General features: G+C 53.6%; 23 protein-coding genes. All 23 read right to left on the bottom strand.

The genetic code is table 11. The features are described from left to right. Window positions 1-3 precede the first annotated feature (3 nt). Genes RT52_RS03575 through fliF form a run of 23 tightly spaced genes read right to left on the bottom strand, consistent with a single transcriptional unit; the run spans window position 4 to window position 20,317 of the window. On the bottom strand, window positions 4-1,983 hold the full coding sequence (locus RT52_RS03575; RefSeq protein WP_034815117.1) for a chemotaxis protein CheA: 1,980 nt from the start codon (window positions 1,981-1,983) through the stop codon (window positions 4-6). A 19-nt stretch (window positions 1,984-2,002) separates the two neighbouring features. Next, window positions 2,003-2,842 carry a MinD/ParA family protein gene (locus tag RT52_RS03570; protein WP_034815114.1) on the bottom strand — a complete coding sequence of 280 codons (840 nt, stop codon included), beginning with the start codon at window positions 2,840-2,842 and terminating at the stop codon, window positions 2,003-2,005. After that, the gene (locus RT52_RS03565; RefSeq protein ID WP_034815112.1) at window positions 2,821-3,879 is read right to left on the bottom strand and encodes a flagellar biosynthesis protein FlhF; all 1,059 of its coding nucleotides are present in this window, start codon (window positions 3,877-3,879) and stop codon (window positions 2,821-2,823) included. The genes RT52_RS03570 and RT52_RS03565 overlap by 22 nt, the downstream gene beginning before the upstream one ends. 1 nt (window position 3,880) lies before the next feature. Beyond that, window positions 3,881-5,899, bottom strand: a complete 2,019-nt coding sequence (gene flhA / locus RT52_RS03560) for a flagellar biosynthesis protein FlhA (protein WP_034815109.1) — start codon at window positions 5,897-5,899, stop codon at window positions 3,881-3,883. Between the two features lie 13 nt (window positions 5,900-5,912). Further along, window positions 5,913-7,004, bottom strand: a complete 1,092-nt coding sequence (gene flhB, locus RT52_RS03555; protein WP_034815106.1) for a flagellar biosynthesis protein FlhB — start codon at window positions 7,002-7,004, stop codon at window positions 5,913-5,915. Next, complete coding sequence (gene fliR / locus RT52_RS03550; RefSeq protein WP_034815104.1) at window positions 7,001-7,771, bottom strand: flagellar biosynthetic protein FliR; 771 nt, start codon at window positions 7,769-7,771, stop codon at window positions 7,001-7,003. The genes flhB and fliR overlap by 4 nt, the downstream gene beginning before the upstream one ends. Beyond that, window positions 7,768-8,040 (bottom strand): flagellar biosynthesis protein FliQ, encoded by a 273-nt coding sequence (gene fliQ, locus RT52_RS03545; protein WP_034808874.1) that lies wholly within the window; start codon window positions 8,038-8,040, stop codon window positions 7,768-7,770. Before fliQ ends, fliR begins: the two co-directional genes overlap by 4 nt. 11 nt (window positions 8,041-8,051) lie before the next feature. Continuing rightward, entirely contained in the window at window positions 8,052-8,717 is a 666-nt protein-coding gene (fliP, locus tag RT52_RS03540; RefSeq protein ID WP_034808876.1) for a flagellar type III secretion system pore protein FliP, read from the bottom strand. Next, entirely contained in the window at window positions 8,714-9,211 is a 498-nt protein-coding gene (locus tag RT52_RS03535) for a flagellar biosynthetic protein FliO (RefSeq protein ID WP_034815102.1), read from the bottom strand. The genes fliP and RT52_RS03535 overlap by 4 nt, the downstream gene beginning before the upstream one ends. Further along, the gene (locus tag RT52_RS03530) at window positions 9,208-9,573 is read right to left on the bottom strand and encodes a response regulator (RefSeq protein WP_024370114.1); all 366 of its coding nucleotides are present in this window, start codon (window positions 9,571-9,573) and stop codon (window positions 9,208-9,210) included. The genes RT52_RS03535 and RT52_RS03530 overlap by 4 nt, the downstream gene beginning before the upstream one ends. A gap of 12 nt (window positions 9,574-9,585) precedes the next feature. Next, window positions 9,586-10,689 (bottom strand): flagellar motor switch phosphatase FliY, encoded by a 1,104-nt coding sequence (fliY, locus tag RT52_RS03525; RefSeq protein ID WP_034815100.1) that lies wholly within the window; start codon window positions 10,687-10,689, stop codon window positions 9,586-9,588. Continuing rightward, window positions 10,686-11,675: a flagellar motor switch protein FliM gene (gene fliM / locus RT52_RS03520; protein ID WP_034808883.1), complete on the bottom strand. Its 990-nt coding sequence runs from the start codon at window positions 11,673-11,675 to the stop codon at window positions 10,686-10,688. The genes fliY and fliM overlap by 4 nt, the downstream gene beginning before the upstream one ends. 9 nt (window positions 11,676-11,684) lie before the next feature. Then, entirely contained in the window at window positions 11,685-12,134 is a 450-nt protein-coding gene (locus tag RT52_RS03515) for a flagellar basal body-associated FliL family protein (RefSeq protein WP_034808886.1), read from the bottom strand. Further along, on the bottom strand, window positions 12,127-12,345 hold the full coding sequence (locus tag RT52_RS03510; RefSeq protein WP_034808888.1) for a flagellar FlbD family protein: 219 nt from the start codon (window positions 12,343-12,345) through the stop codon (window positions 12,127-12,129). The genes RT52_RS03515 and RT52_RS03510 overlap by 8 nt, the downstream gene beginning before the upstream one ends. Further along, window positions 12,345-13,235 (bottom strand): flagellar basal body rod protein FlgG, encoded by an 891-nt coding sequence (flgG, locus tag RT52_RS03505; protein WP_081852646.1) that lies wholly within the window; start codon window positions 13,233-13,235, stop codon window positions 12,345-12,347. The genes RT52_RS03510 and flgG overlap by 1 nt, the downstream gene beginning before the upstream one ends. 11 nt (window positions 13,236-13,246) lie before the next feature. Further along, window positions 13,247-13,681, bottom strand: a complete 435-nt coding sequence (locus RT52_RS03500; RefSeq protein WP_034815098.1) for a flagellar hook capping FlgD N-terminal domain-containing protein — start codon at window positions 13,679-13,681, stop codon at window positions 13,247-13,249. After that, window positions 13,653-14,723 (bottom strand): flagellar hook-length control protein FliK, encoded by a 1,071-nt coding sequence (locus RT52_RS03495; RefSeq protein ID WP_034815096.1) that lies wholly within the window; start codon window positions 14,721-14,723, stop codon window positions 13,653-13,655. The genes RT52_RS03500 and RT52_RS03495 overlap by 29 nt, the downstream gene beginning before the upstream one ends. Window positions 14,724-14,739: 16 nt before the next feature. Further along, window positions 14,740-15,288, bottom strand: coding sequence for a MotE family protein (locus RT52_RS03490; RefSeq protein WP_034808892.1), 549 nt, complete (start codon window positions 15,286-15,288; stop codon window positions 14,740-14,742). Window positions 15,289-15,292: 4 nt separating this feature from the next. Next, window positions 15,293-15,727 carry a flagellar FliJ family protein gene (locus RT52_RS03485; RefSeq protein WP_034808893.1) on the bottom strand — a complete coding sequence of 145 codons (435 nt, stop codon included), beginning with the start codon at window positions 15,725-15,727 and terminating at the stop codon, window positions 15,293-15,295. After that, a complete protein-coding gene (fliI, locus tag RT52_RS03480) occupies window positions 15,724-17,043 on the bottom strand; it encodes a flagellar protein export ATPase FliI (protein WP_034808895.1) in 1,320 nt (439 codons plus the stop codon). The genes RT52_RS03485 and fliI overlap by 4 nt, the downstream gene beginning before the upstream one ends. After that, a complete protein-coding gene (locus RT52_RS03475) occupies window positions 17,030-17,752 on the bottom strand; it encodes a FliH/SctL family protein (RefSeq protein ID WP_034815094.1) in 723 nt (240 codons plus the stop codon). The genes fliI and RT52_RS03475 overlap by 14 nt, the downstream gene beginning before the upstream one ends. Then, entirely contained in the window at window positions 17,736-18,743 is a 1,008-nt protein-coding gene (gene fliG / locus RT52_RS03470; protein WP_034808899.1) for a flagellar motor switch protein FliG, read from the bottom strand. Before fliG ends, RT52_RS03475 begins: the two co-directional genes overlap by 17 nt. 5 nt (window positions 18,744-18,748) lie before the next feature. Continuing rightward, window positions 18,749-20,317, bottom strand: coding sequence for a flagellar basal-body MS-ring/collar protein FliF (gene fliF / locus RT52_RS03465; protein WP_034815092.1), 1,569 nt, complete (start codon window positions 20,315-20,317; stop codon window positions 18,749-18,751). Window positions 20,318-20,321 lie beyond the last annotated feature (4 nt).

Genomic DNA, 20,321 nt, shown 5'->3' with positions numbered 1-20,321 from the left:
TCCTTAGAAGAGATCGTTGCTGTCGACAATCAAGGCGACACGCCCGTCTCCAAGAATTGTGGCGCCCGAGATGGCTGGAATCCCCTCTAAGTAAGAGCCGAGCGGTTTCATGACAATCTCTTGCTGGCCAATCAAATCGTTCACGACGACACCGACGAGCTTGTTCCCTTTTCGTACGACGACGACCGGGAATTGCGACTTCGTCTCCGCCTCAATGCCGAACATTTCTTTCAAATAGACGAGCGGGACGAGTTGTCCTCTGAAATCGAAGACGCGCTCACGATGCGCCGTCAAAATATCCGCTTCATCGAGCAACGTCGTCTCGAGAATCGAGGATAACGGGATCGCATACGTCTCCTCGCCCGCCATGACGAGCATCGCCGAGATGATCGACAACGTGAGCGGGAGGCTGACTTGGAATTTTGTCCCTTGTCCGACTGCCGTCTCGAGGGAGACGACGCCGCCGAGCGACTCGATTTTGTTTTTGACGACGTCTAAGCCGACGCCACGGCCAGACAAGTCGGTGACGACGTCTGCCGTCGAGAAACCAGGTGCGAAGATGAGCATCGCCAGTTCGTTGTCCGTCATGCTCGCAGCCTCTTCTACCGTCAACACGCCACGCTCGAGCGCTTTGGACCGGACTTTATCGACGTTGATGCCAGCCCCGTCATCTTCAATCTCGATGAAGACACGGTTGCCACCGTGATACGCCCGTAGCGACAGGCGTCCTTGTTCCGGTTTGCCGGACTGGACCCGGACGTCGGGACGTTCGATCCCGTGGTCGATCGCGTTGCGAATCAAGTGGACGAGTGGGTCGCCGATTTCATCGATGACCGTCCGATCGAGTTCCGTCTCCGCTCCTGAAATATCGAGCTGGACTTTCTTCTGAATATCTTTTGCGACAGAACGCACCATCCGTGGGAACCGGTTGAACACTTGCTCAATCGGCATCATCCGTAACGTCAAGACGAGTGATTGCAACTCATTCGTTCCGCGTTTGATCTTTTCGACCGTCTCGTTCAATTCAGGCTGTCCGACTTCGTCGGCGAGACGTTCGAGACGTCCACGGTCGATGATGAATTCTTCAAACAAGTTCATGAGGCGATCGATTCGCTCTAAGTTGACACGGATCGTCTTCGCTTGCGCGACCGGTTGTTCTTTCACTTCATCCGTCTCTTGTGGCGTCGGTACGGCGTTCACAACGGGTGCGATCGGTGCCTCGACGCTCGCTGCGACTTCCGGCTCACCGATCGCTTCGGTCGTAAACACGTGGACTTCGACCCGGTCGACTTCGGACACTTGCGATACGGCATGCTCGATCACTTCGGCCGATTCCTGTGACAAGAATAAGACGTCAAATGACAAGTCGAACTGTTCTTGTTCAATCGCTTCTGTGTCCGGCACCGTCCGGACGACTTCGCCGAGCTCTTGGAGCCGATCGAACACCATGTAGGCACGCGCCGCCTTCAAGACGACCGCATCGGACAGCTTGACGTGAAGCCGGAACGCTTCAAACCCGGTCTGCTTCGCCTGTTCGATGACGGAGTCGGTATACAAATCGACCGTGAACGGCGAATCGACTGCTTCGACCGCTTCTGGCTCACCGTGACCGATGAAGCTTTGGAACGCCTTCACTGTCGCGCTCACATCGACGTTCGTCCCGTTGCCGCCACCTTCAATGTGGGCAATCATCTCTTCGATTTGTTCCATCGCCGTGAACATCGTATCGAGCAGAAGTTGATTGCTTGCTTTCTTTCCGCCTCGAACGAGGTCGAGGGCACTTTCCATCTCATGGGTCAAGTTCGCGACGCTCTCGTATCCCATCGTCGCCGCCATTCCTTTCAGCGTGTGCGCCGAACGGAATATTTCTTGGACCGCGTCCATGCTGCCTGACTGTTCGAGCTTCAACAACTGTGTGTTCACAGACTGGATATGTTCTTGTGCTTCATCTAAAAACAATCCTAAGTATTCGTTCACGTCCATCTATATTGCCTCCCTGTCGTTAAACTCGGTTCCATTGGCGGCGCAAATTCCCCATCAGACGATCCATGAAGTGACGCTGGCGTGGCGGCGTCCCGGTGAGCGTCGTCAAAATCCGCTCGAGCCTCCAACTGATGTCACTCTTGCGGTCGAACGTGTAAAACGGGACTTGCGCGATGACCGCTTTCCTGACGGACGGGTCATCCGGTAAATAGCCGAGGAATCGAATCGTTTTCTTTAAAAACTGTCGACATGCGACTTCCATCCGTTCAAAACATTGAAGCGCCTCTTCTCCTGACTGGGCGCGGTTGACGATGACGCCGAGCGGCAAGTCAGGATACTGTTGGTGGACGAGTTTGGTGTACGCATATCCGTCCATGAGCGAAGTCGGTTCCGGTGTCAAAATTAAAAACATCTCATCACACCCGGCGATGAATTGGAGTGACGTGTCCGTCGCCCCGGCACCCATGTCGAATAACACGTAGTCATAATCGGTCAACACTTCGAGTTCTCGCATTAAAAATTGCATGTCGCTGTCTGAGAATTGGACTAACGCATCGAGTCCGCTTCCCCCATGTAATATATCGACACCGTGGACATGTTTCTGAACAGCGGAGAGCAGTGGAATCCGGGTCTTCACACAATCGACCATCGTTTGCGAACGGGCGGCATCAAGTAAGATGTGTACGTTTGCCATCCCGAGGTCGAGGTCGACGATCAACACGCGTTGCCCGAGTTCGACGAGCCCGACGGCGGTGTTGACACAGACGTTCGTCTTGCCGACCCCACCTTTTCCGCTCGCGAACGCGATCGTCGTCGGATGACGGTCCGTTTTTGCCCTCAGACGCCTTGCTTGGTCCATCGTGGCCACCCTTCTTTCTCCAAAAGCTTCTCGGTCAATCGTCCAGCATTCCCTTCGACGAGGTCGTCCGGTACTTCTTGCCCATCGGTCAACCAGGCGACCGGAAGACCGCTATCCCGCACGAGTTTGAACATCGCATGGATGTCGCTCGTCTCATCGGCTTTTGTGAAGATGAGCGACCGAAGCGGCAACGGCGCGAATTGCCCATAAATCGTCTCCATGTCCTTTAACTTCGAAGTCAGGCTGAGGACGAGGGACAAGTTCGTCTCTGAAAAATCATGATGGTGATGGAACTGCTCGATATACGCCTCGTCACGGAAGTTGCGGCCAGCCGTATCGATTAAGACGATGTCTTTTCGAGCGAATAGTTGCTTCGCCCGCTTGAAGTCATCAAAGTCATACGCGACTTCGACCGGAATGTTTAAAATCTCGGCGTACGTCTTCAGTTGCTCGATTGCGGCAATCCGATACGTGTCCGTCGTGATCAATCCGACCGTCTTCCCTTCCTCGAGCTTATAATGGGCCGCGAGTTTCGCAAGCGTCGTCGTCTTCCCGACACCCGTCGGTCCGACGAGCATGACGTATCGCGACGTCTCCGGTGCGGCTTTAAATACACGTTGAATCTCGTCGCGGACGAAACGTTCGACCGCCTCGACCGACCTCGTCGTATAGAACAGTTCGTTGATCCGTTCTTCCCAGCCCAATCCGACGAACGAATCGGTCGAAAGCAACGACTCGATCCGCTCTAGTCCGGCCGGCAGGCGCCGTGGCGTCACCGTAGGGTGGATGACCGGCTGTTGCGCTGTTTGCGGGACGGATGGCGCCGGCGTCTGCTCCTCGACGCGCTGTCTCGGTTTCAGGCGTACCGGCTCTTTCTCGAGCGCGGCGATGACTTCGACTTGTTTCGAGGCGAACAGTCCAAACCATCCGGTCTTCACTTGTCTAGAGTTCAAGATGACGGCATCGTCACCAAGCTCTTGCTTCACTTTCGCCATCGCTTCAGCCATCGTCTTGCCCGTATACTTTTTGATTTGCATCTTAAATCACCCCAATACTTTTCACTTCGACAGAACTGAGTAACTCGTTATAGGCGAGTACCGGGACGTCTGGATAATAGCGTTCGAGCAGCTGTCGAACGAACAAGCGAATCGTCGGCGAGCAGAGAATGACAGCCGACGCGCCATAGCGTTCGAACATCGATAACTGTTCGGCCGTACGTTCGATGATGTCACGCGCCTGATCCGGGTCGAGCGCCAAGTAGTTGCCAAATTCCGTCTTTTGGACGGCGTCTTGAATCAATTGTTCGGTCTGACCGCCAAGCGTGACGACATAAAGCGGGCCGTCCGGCGGGCTGACTTGGTCTGTCAATTGACGGGCCAATCCTTGCCGGCAATACTCGCCGAGGATATCCGCGTCTTTCGTCACTTTGCCGTAGTCGGCCATCGTCTCGAACAGAAGTGGCAAGTTGCGGATGGAGACGTGTTCTTTCAGCAAGTGGCGCAACACTTTTTGGATATCTCCAATCGAGAGGACCGAAGGCGTGACGTCTTCGACGAGCACGGGATGCGTCTCTTTCAAATGTTCGACGAGCTGTTTCGTCTCTTCGCGGCCGAGCAAATCGGCGGCGTGTTTCTTGAGCGTCTCCGTTAAATGCGTCGCCACGACCGAAGGCGGGTCGACGACCGTGTAACCGCTCATCTCGGCACGGGCACGCGTCTCTTCGTCGATCCATAGCGCCGGGAGACCAAACGCCGGTTCCGTCGTCTCAATGCCGTATACTTCCGGGTCTTCGATCCCCGGGCTCATTGCCAAGTAATGATCGAGCAACAATTCGCCTTCGGCGACGACGTTGCCTTTTACTTTGATGCGATACGCGTTCGGTGACAATTGCAGATGGTCGCGTATCCGTACCGTCGGCAGGATGAAACCGAGTTCGAGCGCGAGCTGGCGTCGAATCATGACGACTCGGTCGAGCAGGTCGCCACCTTGTGATTCATCGGCGAGCGGGATCAGCCCGTATCCGAATTCGAACTCGATCGCATCGATTTGTAACAGCGAGACGACGGTCTCGGTCTGGGCCATCGGTTCTTCTTCGGGTAACGGCTCTTCGACGACCCGCTTCATGTTCCGTCTCATCGCATACGCACCATAGAAGGCGACACCGGCAATGAGGATGGTGACCGGGAGCAGACTCGGAGAGATCAACCCGAGCATGATGACGATTGACCCGGCGATATAGAGCAGCGTCGGGTTTTGACCGAGCTGGTCGACGACGTCCTCGCCGAGGTTCCCGTCCGAGACGGCACGAGTGACGATAATGCCGGTCGCTGTCGAGATGAGGAGTGCCGGAATCTGTCCGACGAGCCCGTCACCGATTGTCATGAGCGAGAACGTTTGGAACGCTTGTCCGACCGGAAGGCCCATTTGCACCGTTCCGATGATGATTCCGAAAATCAAGTTGATGACGACGATGATAATGCCGGCGATGGCGTCCCCTTTGACGAACTTCGAGGCCCCGTCCATCGAACCGTAAAAATCGGCCTCACTTTGAATCTTCTTCCGACGGACTTGCGCTTGCTTGTCGTCAATCAACCCCGAGTTCAAGTCGGCATCGATTGCCATCTGCTTCCCTGGCATCGCGTCAAGCGTGAAGCGGGCCGATACTTCCGAAACGCGCTCGGCCCCTTTCGTGATGACGACAAATTGGATGATTACGAGAATCAGGAAGACGACGAACCCGACGAGTACGTTCCCGCCGACGACGAAGTTCCCGAACGTTTCGATGACTTCCCCACCGTATCCGGTCGATAAAATCGAACGGGTCGTCGACACGTTCAAGCCGAGTCGAAACAGCGTCACGATTAGCAAGAGCGAAGGGAAGACCGAGAAGTCGAGGGCTTCCCGGGCGTTCATGGCCACGAGCAGGATGAGTAAGGCGATCAATATATTTACAATAATCAAGAAATCTAACATGAACCCCGGTAACGGGATGACGAGCATGACGACGATCATGAGAACGCCAATCAATACCGCAAAATCTTTAGCTCTTACAGCCAACACATACTCCTCCTCAAGACGGTTGTTTCAGTTGATACACGAACGCGAGCACTTCGGCGATCGCTTGGTAGAACGATTCGTCGACAGCCTCTCCGATGTCCACCTGGGCATAGAGGGCTCGCGCGAGCGGTTTGTTCTCGACGATGGGAATCTCGTGTTCTTTTGCCACGTCACGGATGTGGAACGCGACACGGTCGACTCCTTTGGCGACGACGAGCGGGGCAAAATCTTTCGAGTCGTCATAGCGAATGACGACGGCGAAGTGAGTCGGGTTCGTGATGACGACGTCCGCGTTCGGAATCTCTTGCATCATGCGACGCATCGCCATCTCCCGCTGTTGTTGCTTAATTTTCGATTTGATGAGCGGGTCACCTTCACTATTTTTATATTCATCTTTGATGTCTTGCTTCGACATGCGAATCGACTTCTCAAAATCAAACCGTTGATAGAAAAAGTCGAACAATGCGAGCGCGAGCAACGCGACGCTCACCCAAAGGCCGAGTTCAATCGTGATACTCGTCAAGGCGACGACCGATTCACGGACGTGCTCGACGGCCATACGCGACAATTTCTCTTGGTTTTGCCAAAGGACGGCGACAGCGGTCGTCAGGATAATCAATAATTTGAATAAGGACTTTAAAAATTCGACGACGGCTTTCATGCTGACAATCCGTTTGACCCCTTTGATGGGATCGATTCGTTCAAGCTTCGGTTGAATCGCTTCTGTCGAGAAGAGCGGACCGATTTGGAAATAGTTGACCAAGACGCCAAAGACGACGGCGACGATGAAGAACGGGGCTAAAATGATTCCGACCCGTAACAATAAATCGACGAGCATACCGGCCATTCCGTCTGACAAGTCGGTCAATAAATACGTCGGCCCGAGCAAATCTTTCGTCAACGTGAACAACTGCTTCCCGATATACGGGCCAAGAAACGACAACATGAGGAACATGGCGAACAAGGCGAACGCCCCGGTCAAGTCGGCGGATTTGGCGACTTGTCCTTTCTTTCGTGAGTCTTGTCGTTTTCGTGGGGTCGCCTTTTCTGTTTTTTCACCTGCAAAAAACTGAAGATCGACCGATAAAGAGTATAGAGGCTTCATGCAACGTCTCCTAAAAGCGTCATAAAATCACGCAACACGTCTTGTAACAACGGGATGAACTGGCTGATCCCATTCAGCGTCAAGCCCATCATGACGACCATCACCGAGAAACCGGCGATGAGTTTGAATGAAAAACCGATGGCGAAGATGTTGAACTGCGGCGCCGATTTCGCAAGGAATCCGAGTGCCAAGTCGACAAGGAGTAGCGATGCCATCATCGGCAAGGCAAGTTGCAACGCGACGAGCATCGTCATCGTCACGACCTTGACGGCCATCATGAGCGACGCCTCGGTGAAGTTGATCATCGGCTGACCGGGCGGATAAATTTGAAAGCTATAATAAATCCCATCGATAAGCAGTAAATGCATATTCGTCGATAACATGATGAACAACGTGAAAATATAATAAAATCGACCGATAAGCGGCGACTGACCACCAAACATCGGGTCGTACGCCGACGCCATCGCCAAACCGAGTTGTAAGTCGATGACACCCCCAGCGATTTGCGGGGCAAAGAACAAGATGTTGATTAAAATGCCGAGCAAGAGCCCAATCAATACTTCATACAACACTTGTACGATGAACGCCTCGCTCATCACAATCGGTTCTGTCACGGTGAACATCGCATAATACGCGAGCAGCGCACTGAACGCGACGCGATGCATGACCGGAAGTTGCCGGGACGAGAAGAGCGGTACACTGACGAAGAAACCGGATAGCCGGGCGAACGTCAAACCGTAAAGGCTGATGAAATCGACGGCGTTCATTTCGAAGCGACCTCGACCATCAGTTCAAAGATCATCCGGGTAAACCCTTCGATTTGTTGCAACATCCATGGACCGAAGATGACGAGTCCGATAAAGACCGAAACGATCTTTGGGACGAATGAGAGCGTCTGCTCTTGAATTTGAGTCGTCGCCTGTAAAATCGAGATGACGAGACCGACGACGAGCGAGATGAGTAAAAGCGGCATCGCAATTTTTAACAATGTCCACACACTCTCTGTCGCCAAATAAATGACCATTTCCTGCGTCATAATCGTTCCTCCTACATACTTCTAAGCAATGACTCCACGATCAAATGCCACCCATCCACTAATACGAACAACAACAGTTTGAACGGTAAGGCGATCATGACCGGCGGTAACATCATCATCCCCATCGACATCAAAACGCTCGCCACGACCATATCGATAATCAAAAACGGCAAGAAAATCATGAATCCGATTTGAAACGCCGTCTTCAGTTCACTGATGGCGTAAGCAGGCACCATCGCGAGGAGCGGAACATCCTCAATCGACTCTGGTTGCTCGTAGTTGCCGTATTTGATGAAGAGCTGCAAATCTTCTTGGCGTGTATATTTTGCCATGAACCGCTTCATCGTATTGCTCGCCTCTTCGAACGCCTCGTCTTGACTGATTTGATCTTCCATGTACGGTGTGAGCGCTTTCTCATTCAAGTCGGATAAAACCGGCGACATGACGAATAACGTAATGAACAGTGCCAATCCGATAATGAGTTGGTTCGGTGGTGTCTGTTGCGTCCCGAGTGCCGGTCGGATGAACGACAAGACGACGACGACACGCGTAAAGCACGTCATGAGTATAAGGAATGACGGGGCGAGCGTCAGGAGCGTCAAGACGACTAACAGTTTAATGGACGTCGACGTACTGTCTGGCGTCTCTAAATTGATTAATTGCTCAATCGTCGTCATTGATTCTTCCTCGCTTGCTCAATTTGGGCCAATTGTTGTTTAAACGTATCTAAAAATGCGGAGCCGTTCGAACCGGTTACCGGCAAATGTTCTGTCACTTCCTCATCGAGCGTATCTGCCTCGACACGATCGATCAATTGAATCGATTCCCCGACACCGAGCACATACACTTGATCGCCGAGTTTGACGAGTTGGACCGATCGATCTTTCCCGAGCGGAACACCGCCTAAATGTTTCATATGTTGGGCCGTCTTCACCCCATGCGTCCGAGCGCTCAACCAGCGCATCAAGACGAGAAAACCACCGATGACGACGACGAGGCTGAGAATAACCTGAATCAGTGTGCCAATCGTTGAAACGGTAGTCGACTCCGTTTTCGGGGCCTCTGTCTGTTCTTGCTGTTGCTCGAACTGCTTCTCGACGGTGGCGGCCTCAACCGTGGCCGGTCCATACAGACCGACCACGAGAAGGAAAATCAACCACCATTTGTTCATTGTGCGACCGTTTTAGAGACCGCTTCAATGACACGTTCTGCGTTGAACGGCTTCACGATGAAGTCTTTCGCCCCAGCTTGAATCGCGTCAATGACCATCGCTTGTTGCCCCATCGCCGAACACATGATCACTTTCGCGTTCGAGTCGAATCCACGAATCTCTTTCAATGCTGCGAGTCCGTCCATTTCCGGCATCGTGATGTCGAGCGTGACGAGATCCGGTGTGAGTTCACGATACTTCGCGACCGCATCCACCCCGTTCTCGGCCTCCCCGACCACTTCAAACCCGTTCTTCGTTAAAATATCTTTAATCATCATGCGCATGAACGCCGCATCGTCTACTACTAAAATCTTTGCACTCATTTGTCTTCCTCCTTAAACGATTCCAATCCGCTCATGCGGTTGAATGATTTCTGTCACGCGCACCCCGAAGTTCTCTTCGATGACGACGACCTCGCCACGGGCGATGCGCTGTTGGTTCACATAAATATCGACCGGTTCGCCTGCCAACTTATCGAGCTCGATAATCGAGCCTTGCGACAGTTCGAGCACTTCCCGGACCGAGCGTTTCGTCCGGCCAAGCTCGACCGTCACGTTGAGCGGCACATCATACAAGAGACCAAGGTTGGCCGGTGCCGCCTCGTTTGAGGTCGGTGCATGAAGTGGCATGAACTCGGCTTGACTGACAGCGACTTCTGGTGCTGACTTTGGTTCCGGACGTGGCGCTACAGCCTGTGCTTGGGGCTGTGGCGGCGCTTGCTTGACCGGTTCCGGTTTCGGTGCTGGTGCTGGCGACGGCGCCGTCGCAGCCATCAGTTCGTTGACGAGCTGCTTCCCGAACTTGATTGGCGCGATTTGAACGATTTTCGAATCGATTAACGTCCCGACTTTCAAGTTGAACTCGATTAACACCATCGTCTCCCACAGTTCGAGTCGATCGATAATCGTCTGCGTCTTCGTCGCATCGAACACTTCGATGAGCGGCGGTGAGATGTCGATTTTCTTCGAGAAGACGGTCGATAGTGACGTTGCCGCAGCTCCCATCATCTGATTCATCGCCTCTTGGACGGCCGATAATCGAATCTCGTCAAGTCCGTCCGGGTTGACACCGACTCCGGTGCCACCGAGCATCAAATCCGAGATGATCGCGGCATCCTCTCGCGTCAAGACGAGGACGTTCTCACCTTCTAACCCTTCGGTGTAGCCGACACGAAGTGCGACATGCGGCGTCGGATAACGCTCGCGCAACGCGTCGACTGTCACTTCGCTGACGATTGGTGTCGTAATCTCGACTTTTTGTTGGAGTAAAGTCGACAACGCCGTCGCCGAGTTCCCAAACGAGATATTACCGATTTCACCGAGCGCGTCGCTTTCCATCGAGTCTAGATGCACTTCTTGTTTTGTTTCAGTTGACGAGGTACTCTCGCTCGTCCCTCGCAGTAACGCGTCGATTTCATCTTGTGACAACATCTCACTCATTGCTCTTCCTCCTTCACCCGGTGTAACACTTGAACCGCCATCCGCTTCCCGCTCACACCGGCTTGCCCTTTGAACACTTTATTTTCCCCTACCATGACCGATAGCGGCTCTTTCACTAATTGGTCGAGCGTCAAACAGTCGCCAATCTCTAAATGCAACAAGTCACCGAACGTGATCGTCGTCTCACCGAGTAGCGAAACGACCTCGACGGACGAGTTCATCAGCTGGGCCTTGAGTGGCTCTTTACTGTTACCTGTCGCGTTACGCCGGTTCGCCTCTTGCATCCAATAATGACTCGACAGTTTGGACAGAATCGGTTCGATCGTCACGAACGGCAAGCAGACGTTGATCGTGCCGCTCACTTCCCCAATCGTCACGCCAATCGAAATTAAGACGACCGTCTCGTTCGGCGAGACGAGTTGGAGAAACTGCGGGTTCACTTCGACCGCGGCCATCTGTGACTTCACCTCGGCAATCGACTCCCAGGCGTCCCCGTAGGAAGCGAACGCTCGCTTGTACAGTTGCGTCAAGATGCGCATCTCGATTTCCGTGAAACTGTCGACTTTCTCAATCTCGACACCTGGTCCTCCGAGCAGACGGTCGAGCATCGCATAGGAGATGTTCGGGTTGACCTCGATGATGAAGCGTCCGTTAAGCGGCGGTGCTTCAATCAAATTGATCATCGTCATGCTCGGGATGGAATGGATGAATTCGTCGTACGGCAACTGTTCGACCGAGTTCACGGTGAACTGAACGTACGTCCGTAGCTGCGCCGAGAAAAACGTCGTCAGCATGCGCGCAAAGTGCTCGTGGATTCTCGTCAGGCTTCGAATTTGGTCTTTCGAGAAGCGGACGGCCCGTTTAAAGTCATACTGCCGGACTTTCCGCTCTTCTTCTTGTGCCAAAAACGAGTCTGCTTCGACATCGCCGCTACTTAACGCGGATAACAAGGCATCAATTTCTTGTTGAGATAATACTTCTCCCATGATGCCACCTCACTGTATGATTTTCTTCGTCATATAGACGCGTTGAACTTCGCCTTCCTCGAGGAGGCTGTTCAATTGTTCGCGCAACGACTGTTCAAACTTTTGCATGTCTTCTTTCGTCGTGAGTTGCGCTTTCGTCATCCCCGCCAAATCCCCGAGGATGACGTTATGAACTTGGAACTTCCGGAGTTCTAAGTTTTCTCTCGTTTCGACCGCGTCCGTGACGATGGTGAACTGGACGTTGATGAACCGCTCGTCTTGGATGTTCGTCGTCATGTCATCGGTCGTGAAGCTGCGTTCGGCGAGTTCTTCTGCCGTCACCGGCTTCGTCTTCGCCGTCACGTTGTCACCGAACAAATATTTATAAGTCATAAACCCGGCCCCACCCATGACGAGCAACACGACGAGCATAATCAGCACCATCTTCATGGCGCCGCCTTTTGGTTTCTCTTCACTCATCTTCTTCACCTCTTGTCACTGTCGTTCCAATCAATCCGACCGTGCGATAAAATGCTGATGCGCGGTCGACGACTTCTTGCTTTGACTCTTTGACGATATACGTCTTGCCGTTAAATAAATGGATGATCGTATCCGGCTCCGCCTTGACCGTCTCGATGAACAAGGCGTTCAACACGAACGCTTCACCCCGTAGCGCTGTGACGTGAATCATTAGCGTTTCAAGTTGACGAGTTCTTGTAAAATCTCGTCCGATGTCGTGATGATGCGGGTGTTCGCTTGGAAACCGCGCTGTGCGACGATCATTTCTGTGAATTCTTCTGACAAGTCGACGTTCGACATTTCAAGCGCACCGGAGACGAGAGTTCCACGTCCTTGTGTCCCAGGAACTCCAAACTGAGGATCACCCGAGTTTTGTGATTCAGAGAAGTTGTTTGCTCCAGTTTTTGATAACCCTGCATTGTTAGCAAAGTTTGCAGTCACAATGTAACCAGCTACCTGCAACTGACCCGTGTCATCGACAAAACTAACTTGCCCGTCCTTTGAAACAGAAAGTGCTCTAGCTGTAGTTGGAATTTGAATTCGTCCATAACTACTTCCTGGCGCGGGAGTTACCGTCGGATCGTATGGTTGTAGAGGCGTTTCTACAGATTGGAGAGTTGGATCCGCATTCGGTAACGTGGCCGTTCTGGACCCTAAAAGAAACGTCCCATCACCAGTTACTAAATTTCCATCATTATCGGTGTAAAAATTACCTGCTCGGGTGTATTGAAAACCATTCTCCGTTCGAGTAACATAAAATCCTTCACCCGAAATTCCTACGTCAAGCGCGCGTCCCGTATTTTGCATCGCGCCTTGGTTATATACGTTATCAACTGTCGCCATCGTGCCACCGAGACCGACTTCTTTCGGGTTAATCCCCCCCGTCGTTGTTCCATTACCTGAAGAGGCACTACCGACTTGCTGGCTGACGAGGTCTTTGAACGTGACGCGGCCCTTTTTATAGCCGAACGTGTTGACGTTGGCGATGTTGTTCCCGACGACGTCAAGCTTGGATTGGAAGTTCTTCAGTCCACTGATTCCTGAGTACATTGCTCTTAACATGATAATTCCTCCTATGCTTGTTTGATGGACGTGATGTCGTACACGCTGACGGACGTACCGTCTTCTAGGTCGGCCATGTAGCCGGCCTCATCCGTTCTTGAGATCGAGACGACACGGGCTGACCCTCGAATCGTCTCGGTCGCTGTCTCGGTTTTGTAGTCGATGGTCTTTCCGATCATATTGCTGAACTCGGAAATCGAGGACATATGCCGATCGAAGAGGACCGAGTCGAGTTGTTTCGAGATCGTCTGCATCTGTTCGAGCGAAGAGAACTGCGCCATCTGGGCGATGAACTCACGGTCTTCCATCGGCGACATCGGGTCTTGGTTCGCGAGTTGCGCGAGAAGCAGTTTCAAGAACATGTTCTTGTCGTACTGGTTCGTCGCTTTCGGTGCGGATTGATCGGGCAACGAATAGTCACTCGTCTTCGGTTGGATGGTCGTCATCGTCAGATTCTCCTTTCGGCTGTTGCTGCCCTTCCCGTTCAGCGTCAGGTTGTTCGCCGCTTGAAGTCGGCGTTTTGGCATCAAGCGCCTGTTGTGTCAAGTTCACCTCGATGCGGACGTTCGGCGTGAGCGGTTGCAGCGTCTGATGCAATTGTTGAAGTTGTGATTGAAGCAGTTGTTTCGCATCTTGGTTGCTCGCGAACAACTTGACGACGAGCTCTCCGTTTTGACGTTCCAACTTCACGACAAGCTCACCGAGTTGTTCTGGATAGAGCCGGACCGTGAACACTTTCGATCCGTCCGCTCCACTTTGGAATGGGGCTCGTTGCAGTGCCGCCTCGATTCGCGCTTTCAAATTTTCAGGCAACGAACTCTTCGAAGCGTACATCACGGTGTCGACATCGATTTGAGGTCTCGTCCACGTCCCGCCTTTTGGCAACAGTTCGAGCGATTCTTTCACGATTGTCGTCAACGGGGTTTCAGGTTGTTTTCCTTCGGGTAAAGTGTTTTGAGCCTGGCCAAACGTCCCGTTAAATTGCGTCACGATTTGCTGCACGATGCGGACGTTCGTCTCGAACCCGCCTCGCGTCGACATGGATGGCACATCCCGTTTCAAATCACGTTCAATCATTGCTGGAATGATCGAAGCATGCGCCGTCTGCTTCGTTCCGTCTAACACGTGTGCCACGACGTTGGTCGCGGGCACCATCGCCTCTGGTGACATCGATTCTAAAGATGCCGCTTCTGTCAACAAGCTCGTATAGGCGTCCATGAACTGGCGATAGGCGTCTCGTGGCAAGCCTTTTAACCACTCGAGACTGTCCGACTGTTGCAGCCATCGCTCGAGCTCTGACGAGAGTTCTTCGGTCGGCAATGATTGAGCCGATTCACCGTCTGACTTGACCGGTTGCTGCGGCGTATCTGTGAACGACCCGAGCATGGAAGTGAGCAATTGTAAAAAATGACCTGTCGGAGAAGCACCCGCTTCCCCGTTTTTTTGTGCCGTTCCTTGCACGGCTTGTCCGAGTAACGCGATATTCATTGATTCGACCTCCTCCCTATTGCAACAGCTGGGTGACAACGGCGGCCCGTTGTGCATCCATTCGGCCAAGTATGTCGGCTTGTTGTTTTGGTGATAGTTCTTTTAACAGTTTGGCCACCTGTGGGCTCTCTAACTCGTTCATGATGGCCGCAGCCTGTTTGGCCGACATCTCTTCGTAGACGCGTGACACGTCGGACGTCGTCGCCTCGACTTCTGCAGCGGCACTCAGTTCGGCGATGAGACGGTCACGTTCTTTGATGAGACGTGACACTTCCTCTTGTCTTGCCTTCACTTCATTCGTCAATTCGACGTTTTCATTACGCAGTTTCTCGATTTCAGCGTTGGCCACTTTCAACCGGTTCGTAGCATCCGAATCAATCCCTGTCACGTTCACGCTCTTTTCCGTCACCGGTTCTTGCTTCGTTTCGATGAACGGTACCGATAAGAGTGGGCGATCCATCGCATAGTTCATGACAACGATACCTCCGACGAGTAGGAAGATCGCCGGGATGAGGACAAGGGCGACCAACAACTGGACTCCACGTCTACTGTTCTCTTTTTCCATCCGCTTACTTCCCTTTCCCGTGGTGAATGACGGCGAGCTCGTCAATGAAGGATTGCTCCGTCGCTTTTGTGGCGGCAACTTCTTGTTGGCTCGCCTTCTCATGGAGCGTCACGTATTTTTTCTCTTCGACGACTTTCCCGAGCAGACGCTCTTGCGCCAAGTGATAGCGATTGCGCGATTGGGTCACGACGAGCTGTTGCGTCTCGATTTGTCGCTTCAGCAGGTCGCGCGTCTTCTCACGATACTGTGACATGAGCAAGTCGACCGTACCAGACTGTTCATCCTGACTCTTCATGAGCGACTCATACGTGACGAGCAGACGGTATAACGCTTCCATATCTGCCTCAAATCGTGCCTTCAACGACCTCATCTCGGTCGCCGTCTCTTCTTTTTCATGTTCAGCGATCGGCATGATTCGTTCTAGTAATAATCTGTTCATCTGTCACCTCTTGCGATTCCGGCCAACCGCTCGATTGTTTGCTCGAACGACGCCTCTTCTTCAATCGATTGCTTCAAAAACGTCAGCAGCCCCGGATAGTGATCGATGGCCGTGTCAATCGCTGGATTCGTCCCTTTTTTGTATGCACCGATATTGATTAAGTCTTCTGCGTCTAGGTACGTGGCGAGCCAGCTGCGGAACGTGATCGCATCTTCGCGATGTAGCGGTGAGGCGATTTGGTTCATGACCCGACTAATCGACTTCAACACGTGAATGGCCGGGAACTGGCCACGGTTCGCGAGGGCACGGTCCATGACGAAGTGACCATCGAGTATCCCGCGAACGGCATCGGCAATCGGTTCGTTCATGTCGTCCCCATCGACGAGTACGGTGTAAAACGCCGTGATGGAGCCGGTGACAGCCGTCCCGCTCCGCTCGAGTAGTTGCGGCAACATGGCGAAAACGGACGGGGTGTACCCTTTAGATGTCGGGGGTTCGCCTGTGGCGAGCCCGATTTCACGTTGCGCCATCGCGAAACGCGTCACCGAATCCATCATCAACACGACTTCTTTCCCTTGGTCGCGGAAATACTCGGCAATCGCCGTTGCCGTATAGGCACCTTTCAATCGGACGAGTGGCGGTTGATCGCTCGTCGCCACGATGACGACCGAACGCGCCATCCCTTCTGGCCCGAGCTCTTTCTCGATAAACTCTTTCACTTCCCGCCCCCGCTCACCAATCAACGCGATGACGTTAACGTGTGCGGACGAGCGTTTGGCGATCATGCCGAGCAATGTCGACTTCCCGACACCCGATCCGGCAAACAAGCCGACCCGTTGTCCTTTGCCGACGGTCAATAGTCCGTCGATGACGCGGACCCCGGTCGATAAGGAGTCGAGGATTCGCGGCCGTTCGAGCGGGTTCGGCGGCTTGCGCAATACGTCGTATCGTTTTGCCGGGCGCTTACCTTCCCCGGATAACGGACGGCCGAGCCCATCGAGCACTTGACCAATCAACTCGAACCCGACCGGCACTTGGAGCATGCGGCCGGTCCCTTTGACGATACAACCGGGTGCGATTTGAGTCGTCTCGCCGTAAGGCATGAGGAGCACGCGCGCATCGTTGAATCCGACGACTTCCGCTTCAACGGCTGGACCGTTCGGCAACTCGATGAGGCACCGCTCACCGATGAACGCGCTCGGCCCGCTCGCTTCGATCATCAATCCGACGACGCGACAGACGCGCCCGACTTTCCGGACGTATTCGTCTTCCGGTGACCGGGACACGGTCTCCGTGACGAGATCAATAAGCCCCATCGGCCAATACCTCCTCGATCGTCGCCCGAATCCGTTCCAAACTGTAGGACACGTCGCGCTCACTGCCGTGGTGCGGCGTCTCGATTCGGACGCTCACCTCATCTAGCGACGCGTCGGCCCGATATTTCATCAACGGTGCATTGTCCGTCTGCCACATCGTCTCGAACCGTTGAATCGAGGCGAGGCGGGTCGGATGGACATAGATGGTCAAACTGTCGGCGTCGGGCTCACGCAAGACTTGGTCACGAATCAAATCGGCGAACAGCTGCTCATCTTTTCGGATGAGGTCGGTCGTCAACTTGGCGGCGACCTCGACCGCGAGCTCGACGAGTTGGCGTTCGGCCGAGCGCCACTTTTCGTCGTATAACTGTTCGAGTTCGACGAGCACCGTGTTCAATCGGGTCGTCAACTCATCGAACGTCGCCTTCCCTTCGCCATGCCCTTGGTCAAACCCCGCGGCATAGCCTTCGTTGTAAGCCGCTTCAAGCGCCTCGGCTTTCAAGCGCTCAATCGTCTCTTCTGCGGCGTGCCACCGTTCGCTGGCTTCGGCTTCTTCTTGCCTGAGTTTTTCATAACGGGCCGCGATTCCTGACTCGTGATCGATCTCGGGTACTACCTCAACCGCCTCAAACAACGGCTTCGAGTCGATCCGTTGCGGCTCGAACGCTGTCGCCCGTCCTCGTTTAATCACATTAGACAACGATGTCATCTCCTCCACCGCGACTGATCACGATTTCTCCGACGTCTTCTAGGCGACGGATAATCCCGACGATACGACTTTGCGCTTCTTCGACGTCACGCAACCGCACAGGTCCCATGAATTCCATGTCTTCTTTGAACGTATCCACCATTCGCTGTGACATGTTTTTGAAGATGATTTGTTTGACTTCTTCGGACGAGACTTTGAGCGCGAGCAAAAGATCGTCGTTCGCCACTTCCCGGATAATCCGTTGTATCGCCCGCGAGTCGAGCGTGACGATATCTTCGAACACGAACATCCGCTTTTTGATCTCTTCGGCGAGCTCCGGGTCTTCGATTTCAAGCGCATCGAGAATCGTCCGCTCCGTCGTCCGGTCGACGCCGTTGAGCACTTCGACGACCGCTTCGATTCCACCAGACTGCGCGTAGTCCTGCATGTCGGTCTGCGACAAGTTCTTCTCGAGAATCTGCTCGACTTCATGGATGACGTCCGGGTTGAGCCGGTCCATCGTCGCAATCCGTTTGGCGACTTCCGATTGAATCTCAGGCGGCAGTTCGGATAAGATTTGTCCTGATTTGACCGGCTCGAGGTGAGCCAAAATCAACGCGATCGTTTGCGGGTGCTCGTTTTGGATAAAGTTGAGCAACTGCTTCGGATCGGCTTTTCGCGCGAACTCGAACGGTCTGACTTGGAGCGTCGAGGTGAGACGGTGGATGAGGGCCATCGCCTTCTCTTCCCCGACCGCTTTTTCAAGCACCGTCTTCGCGAAGCCGATGCCACCTTGCGTAATGTAGCTCTGTGCCATCGCGAGCTCATGGAACTCGCCCATGATCGTCTCTTTCTGTTCAGGCGATACTTTTTTCAGTGCCGAGATTTGTAGCGTTAACTGCTCCATCTCTTCTTCGGACAGATGCTTGTACACGTTCGCCGCGACTTCTGGTCCGAGCGAGATCATGAGCATCGCCGCTTTTTCTCGGTTCGATTGTTTTGCATAGTTCACGGTACTCACTCCTCAGACATCCAAGTACGAAGAAGCTTGGCGAACTCTTCTGGGTTGCTCTCTGCCAATTTCTCCAACTGTTTCTTCTTGACGGCGCCTTCGCCTCGTTCTTCAAGGTCGAGGTCCGGCACTTCGTCTTCATATGGGACTTCCCACTCGTTCGTCTCAGCGAGCGGCTCTTGCTTGCGCTTGCGTAGTGCGAAGAAGACGAGGGCGAGTAGGACGACCGCGCCGGCTGCGGCGGCATACATCCACCATGGCGTCGCTTGCTCGGTCGTCGCGACCGCTTCCGCTTCTGCGAACGGGCGAGACACGACGACGACTTTTTGTTCCAATTCCGCTTCCGTGAGGGCTTCGCCCGTCTTCGCGAGCGATGTGCGGATAATCGAATACATCATCGTCTCGAGGTCACCTTCGAGTTGCGGGTCAATCGTCGTCGCCCCGTTCGGTGGTTCGACGATGAGCTGGACACCGAGGTCTCGAATCGTGTACGGCGCGTTTTGGATCTGTTTTGTGATGCGATTCACTTCATAGTTGATGATTTCATGATTTTTCTCGCTCTCTTCGTTACCGGTACCCGTCGCGGCTGGGAAGTTGACCGTGTCGTTCTCGGCCGTCCCGGCTGCTGTTTGCGCTCCGGTCCCGCCTGTGTACGCCTCGGCGATTCGTTCGGCCGATGTGACGATCCCTTCCATGCTGTCTTCATTGACCGGGGTGACGAGGTTTTGCTCTTCTGCCGTCTGCGTCGTGTCGATGTCGGCTGTGACCGATACGAGCACGCTACGCTCACCGAGAAGCACCGAGAGCATCTGTTGAATCTGTTGACGTACGTCTTTCTCGACTTGGCGCTTCAAAGCGAGCGGGTCGGTCGAGCCACCGCCGGCCATCGTCGACTGGTCCAGGTCGTAATACGTGAAGTATTGGTCCATAATCGAGATGTTTTCCGGCTTCAAGTTCGGTACGCTCTTACTAATCAAGTGATACAGTCCTTTCACCGTCGCCGGTTCGAGTGACGTCCCAGCACCGAGGTTCAAGACGATTGACGCCGTCGGTTCGCCTTGGTCCTCTGCTAGAAAGACAGACTTCTCGGGTAGCGAGATGATGACTTTTGCCTGATTGATGCCTTCGATTTGCGTGATCAATCGTTCGAGCTCGGTTTGCATCGCGCTTCGTTCGATCACGGCCATCTCACGGTCGGTCGTCCCGAACCCGGCGTTGTCGCTGAAAAAGCTATAATCGATGGCACCCGACTTCGGGATTCCAGCCGCGGCCAAATTGACTTTCAACTGGTCGACCCGTTCGCTCGGGACATAAACACTCACTCCGTTCGAGGTCGCTTTAATTTCTGATTTCACTCCGTCAGCCGTCAGCTTCTCTGTCACTTCTCCGGCTTCTTGGGCCGACAAGTTCGTGTACAGAGGCGCCATGTTCGGTCGTGCGAGCAACATGGTCAAGACCACCGCGACGAGTAATACGCCGGCGATGACGATGCCCCAAAAGATTTTACGGTTCTTCGGCAACGCTTGGAGCGAACCCGTCAGTGAACTGAATCGTTCTTTTAACTTCTCATTCATCGCA

This window comes from Exiguobacterium alkaliphilum 12/1 (assembly GCF_000714435.1).
GTDB lineage: Bacteria > Bacillota > Bacilli > Exiguobacteriales > Exiguobacteriaceae > Exiguobacterium > Exiguobacterium alkaliphilum.
Note: the sequence above shows the minus strand (reverse complement) of the source record. Positions and strands in the feature narration are given on the sequence as shown.

Bases quoted from the DNA above. Each gene is read 5' to 3' on its own strand.
- RT52_RS03575 (WP_034815117.1), bottom strand. From the start codon at position 1,983: ATGGACGTGAACGAATACTTAGGATTGTTTTTAGATGAAGCACAAGAA.
- RT52_RS03570 (WP_034815114.1), bottom strand. From the start codon at position 2,842: ATGGACCAAGCAAGGCGTCTGAGGGCAAAAACGGACCGTCATCCGACG.
- RT52_RS03565 (WP_034815112.1), bottom strand. From the start codon at position 3,879: ATGCAAATCAAAAAGTATACGGGCAAGACGATGGCTGAAGCGATGGCG.
- flhB (WP_034815106.1), bottom strand. From the start codon at position 7,004: ATGAAGCCTCTATACTCTTTATCGGTCGATCTTCAGTTTTTTGCAGGT.
- fliR (WP_034815104.1), bottom strand. From the start codon at position 7,771: ATGAACGCCGTCGATTTCATCAGCCTTTACGGTTTGACGTTCGCCCGG.
- fliQ (WP_034808874.1), bottom strand. From the start codon at position 8,040: ATGACGCAGGAAATGGTCATTTATTTGGCGACAGAGAGTGTGTGGACA.
- fliP (WP_034808876.1), bottom strand. From the start codon at position 8,717: ATGACGACGATTGAGCAATTAATCAATTTAGAGACGCCAGACAGTACG.
- RT52_RS03535 (WP_034815102.1), bottom strand. From the start codon at position 9,211: ATGAACAAATGGTGGTTGATTTTCCTTCTCGTGGTCGGTCTGTATGGA.
- RT52_RS03530 (WP_024370114.1), bottom strand. From the start codon at position 9,573: ATGAGTGCAAAGATTTTAGTAGTAGACGATGCGGCGTTCATGCGCATG.
- fliY (WP_034815100.1), bottom strand. From the start codon at position 10,689: ATGAGTGAGATGTTGTCACAAGATGAAATCGACGCGTTACTGCGAGGG.
- fliM (WP_034808883.1), bottom strand. From the start codon at position 11,675: ATGGGAGAAGTATTATCTCAACAAGAAATTGATGCCTTGTTATCCGCG.
- RT52_RS03515 (WP_034808886.1), bottom strand. From the start codon at position 12,134: ATGAGTGAAGAGAAACCAAAAGGCGGCGCCATGAAGATGGTGCTGATT.
- RT52_RS03510 (WP_034808888.1), bottom strand. From the start codon at position 12,345: ATGATTCACGTCACAGCGCTACGGGGTGAAGCGTTCGTGTTGAACGCC.
- flgG (WP_081852646.1), bottom strand. From the start codon at position 13,235: ATGTTAAGAGCAATGTACTCAGGAATCAGTGGACTGAAGAACTTCCAA.
- RT52_RS03500 (WP_034815098.1), bottom strand. From the start codon at position 13,681: ATGACGACCATCCAACCGAAGACGAGTGACTATTCGTTGCCCGATCAA.
- RT52_RS03495 (WP_034815096.1), bottom strand. From the start codon at position 14,723: ATGAATATCGCGTTACTCGGACAAGCCGTGCAAGGAACGGCACAAAAA.
- RT52_RS03490 (WP_034808892.1), bottom strand. From the start codon at position 15,288: ATGGAAAAAGAGAACAGTAGACGTGGAGTCCAGTTGTTGGTCGCCCTT.
- RT52_RS03485 (WP_034808893.1), bottom strand. From the start codon at position 15,727: ATGAACAGATTATTACTAGAACGAATCATGCCGATCGCTGAACATGAA.
- fliI (WP_034808895.1), bottom strand. From the start codon at position 17,043: ATGGGGCTTATTGATCTCGTCACGGAGACCGTGTCCCGGTCACCGGAA.
- RT52_RS03475 (WP_034815094.1), bottom strand. From the start codon at position 17,752: ATGACATCGTTGTCTAATGTGATTAAACGAGGACGGGCGACAGCGTTC.
- fliF (WP_034815092.1), bottom strand. From the start codon at position 20,317: ATGAATGAGAAGTTAAAAGAACGATTCAGTTCACTGACGGGTTCGCTC.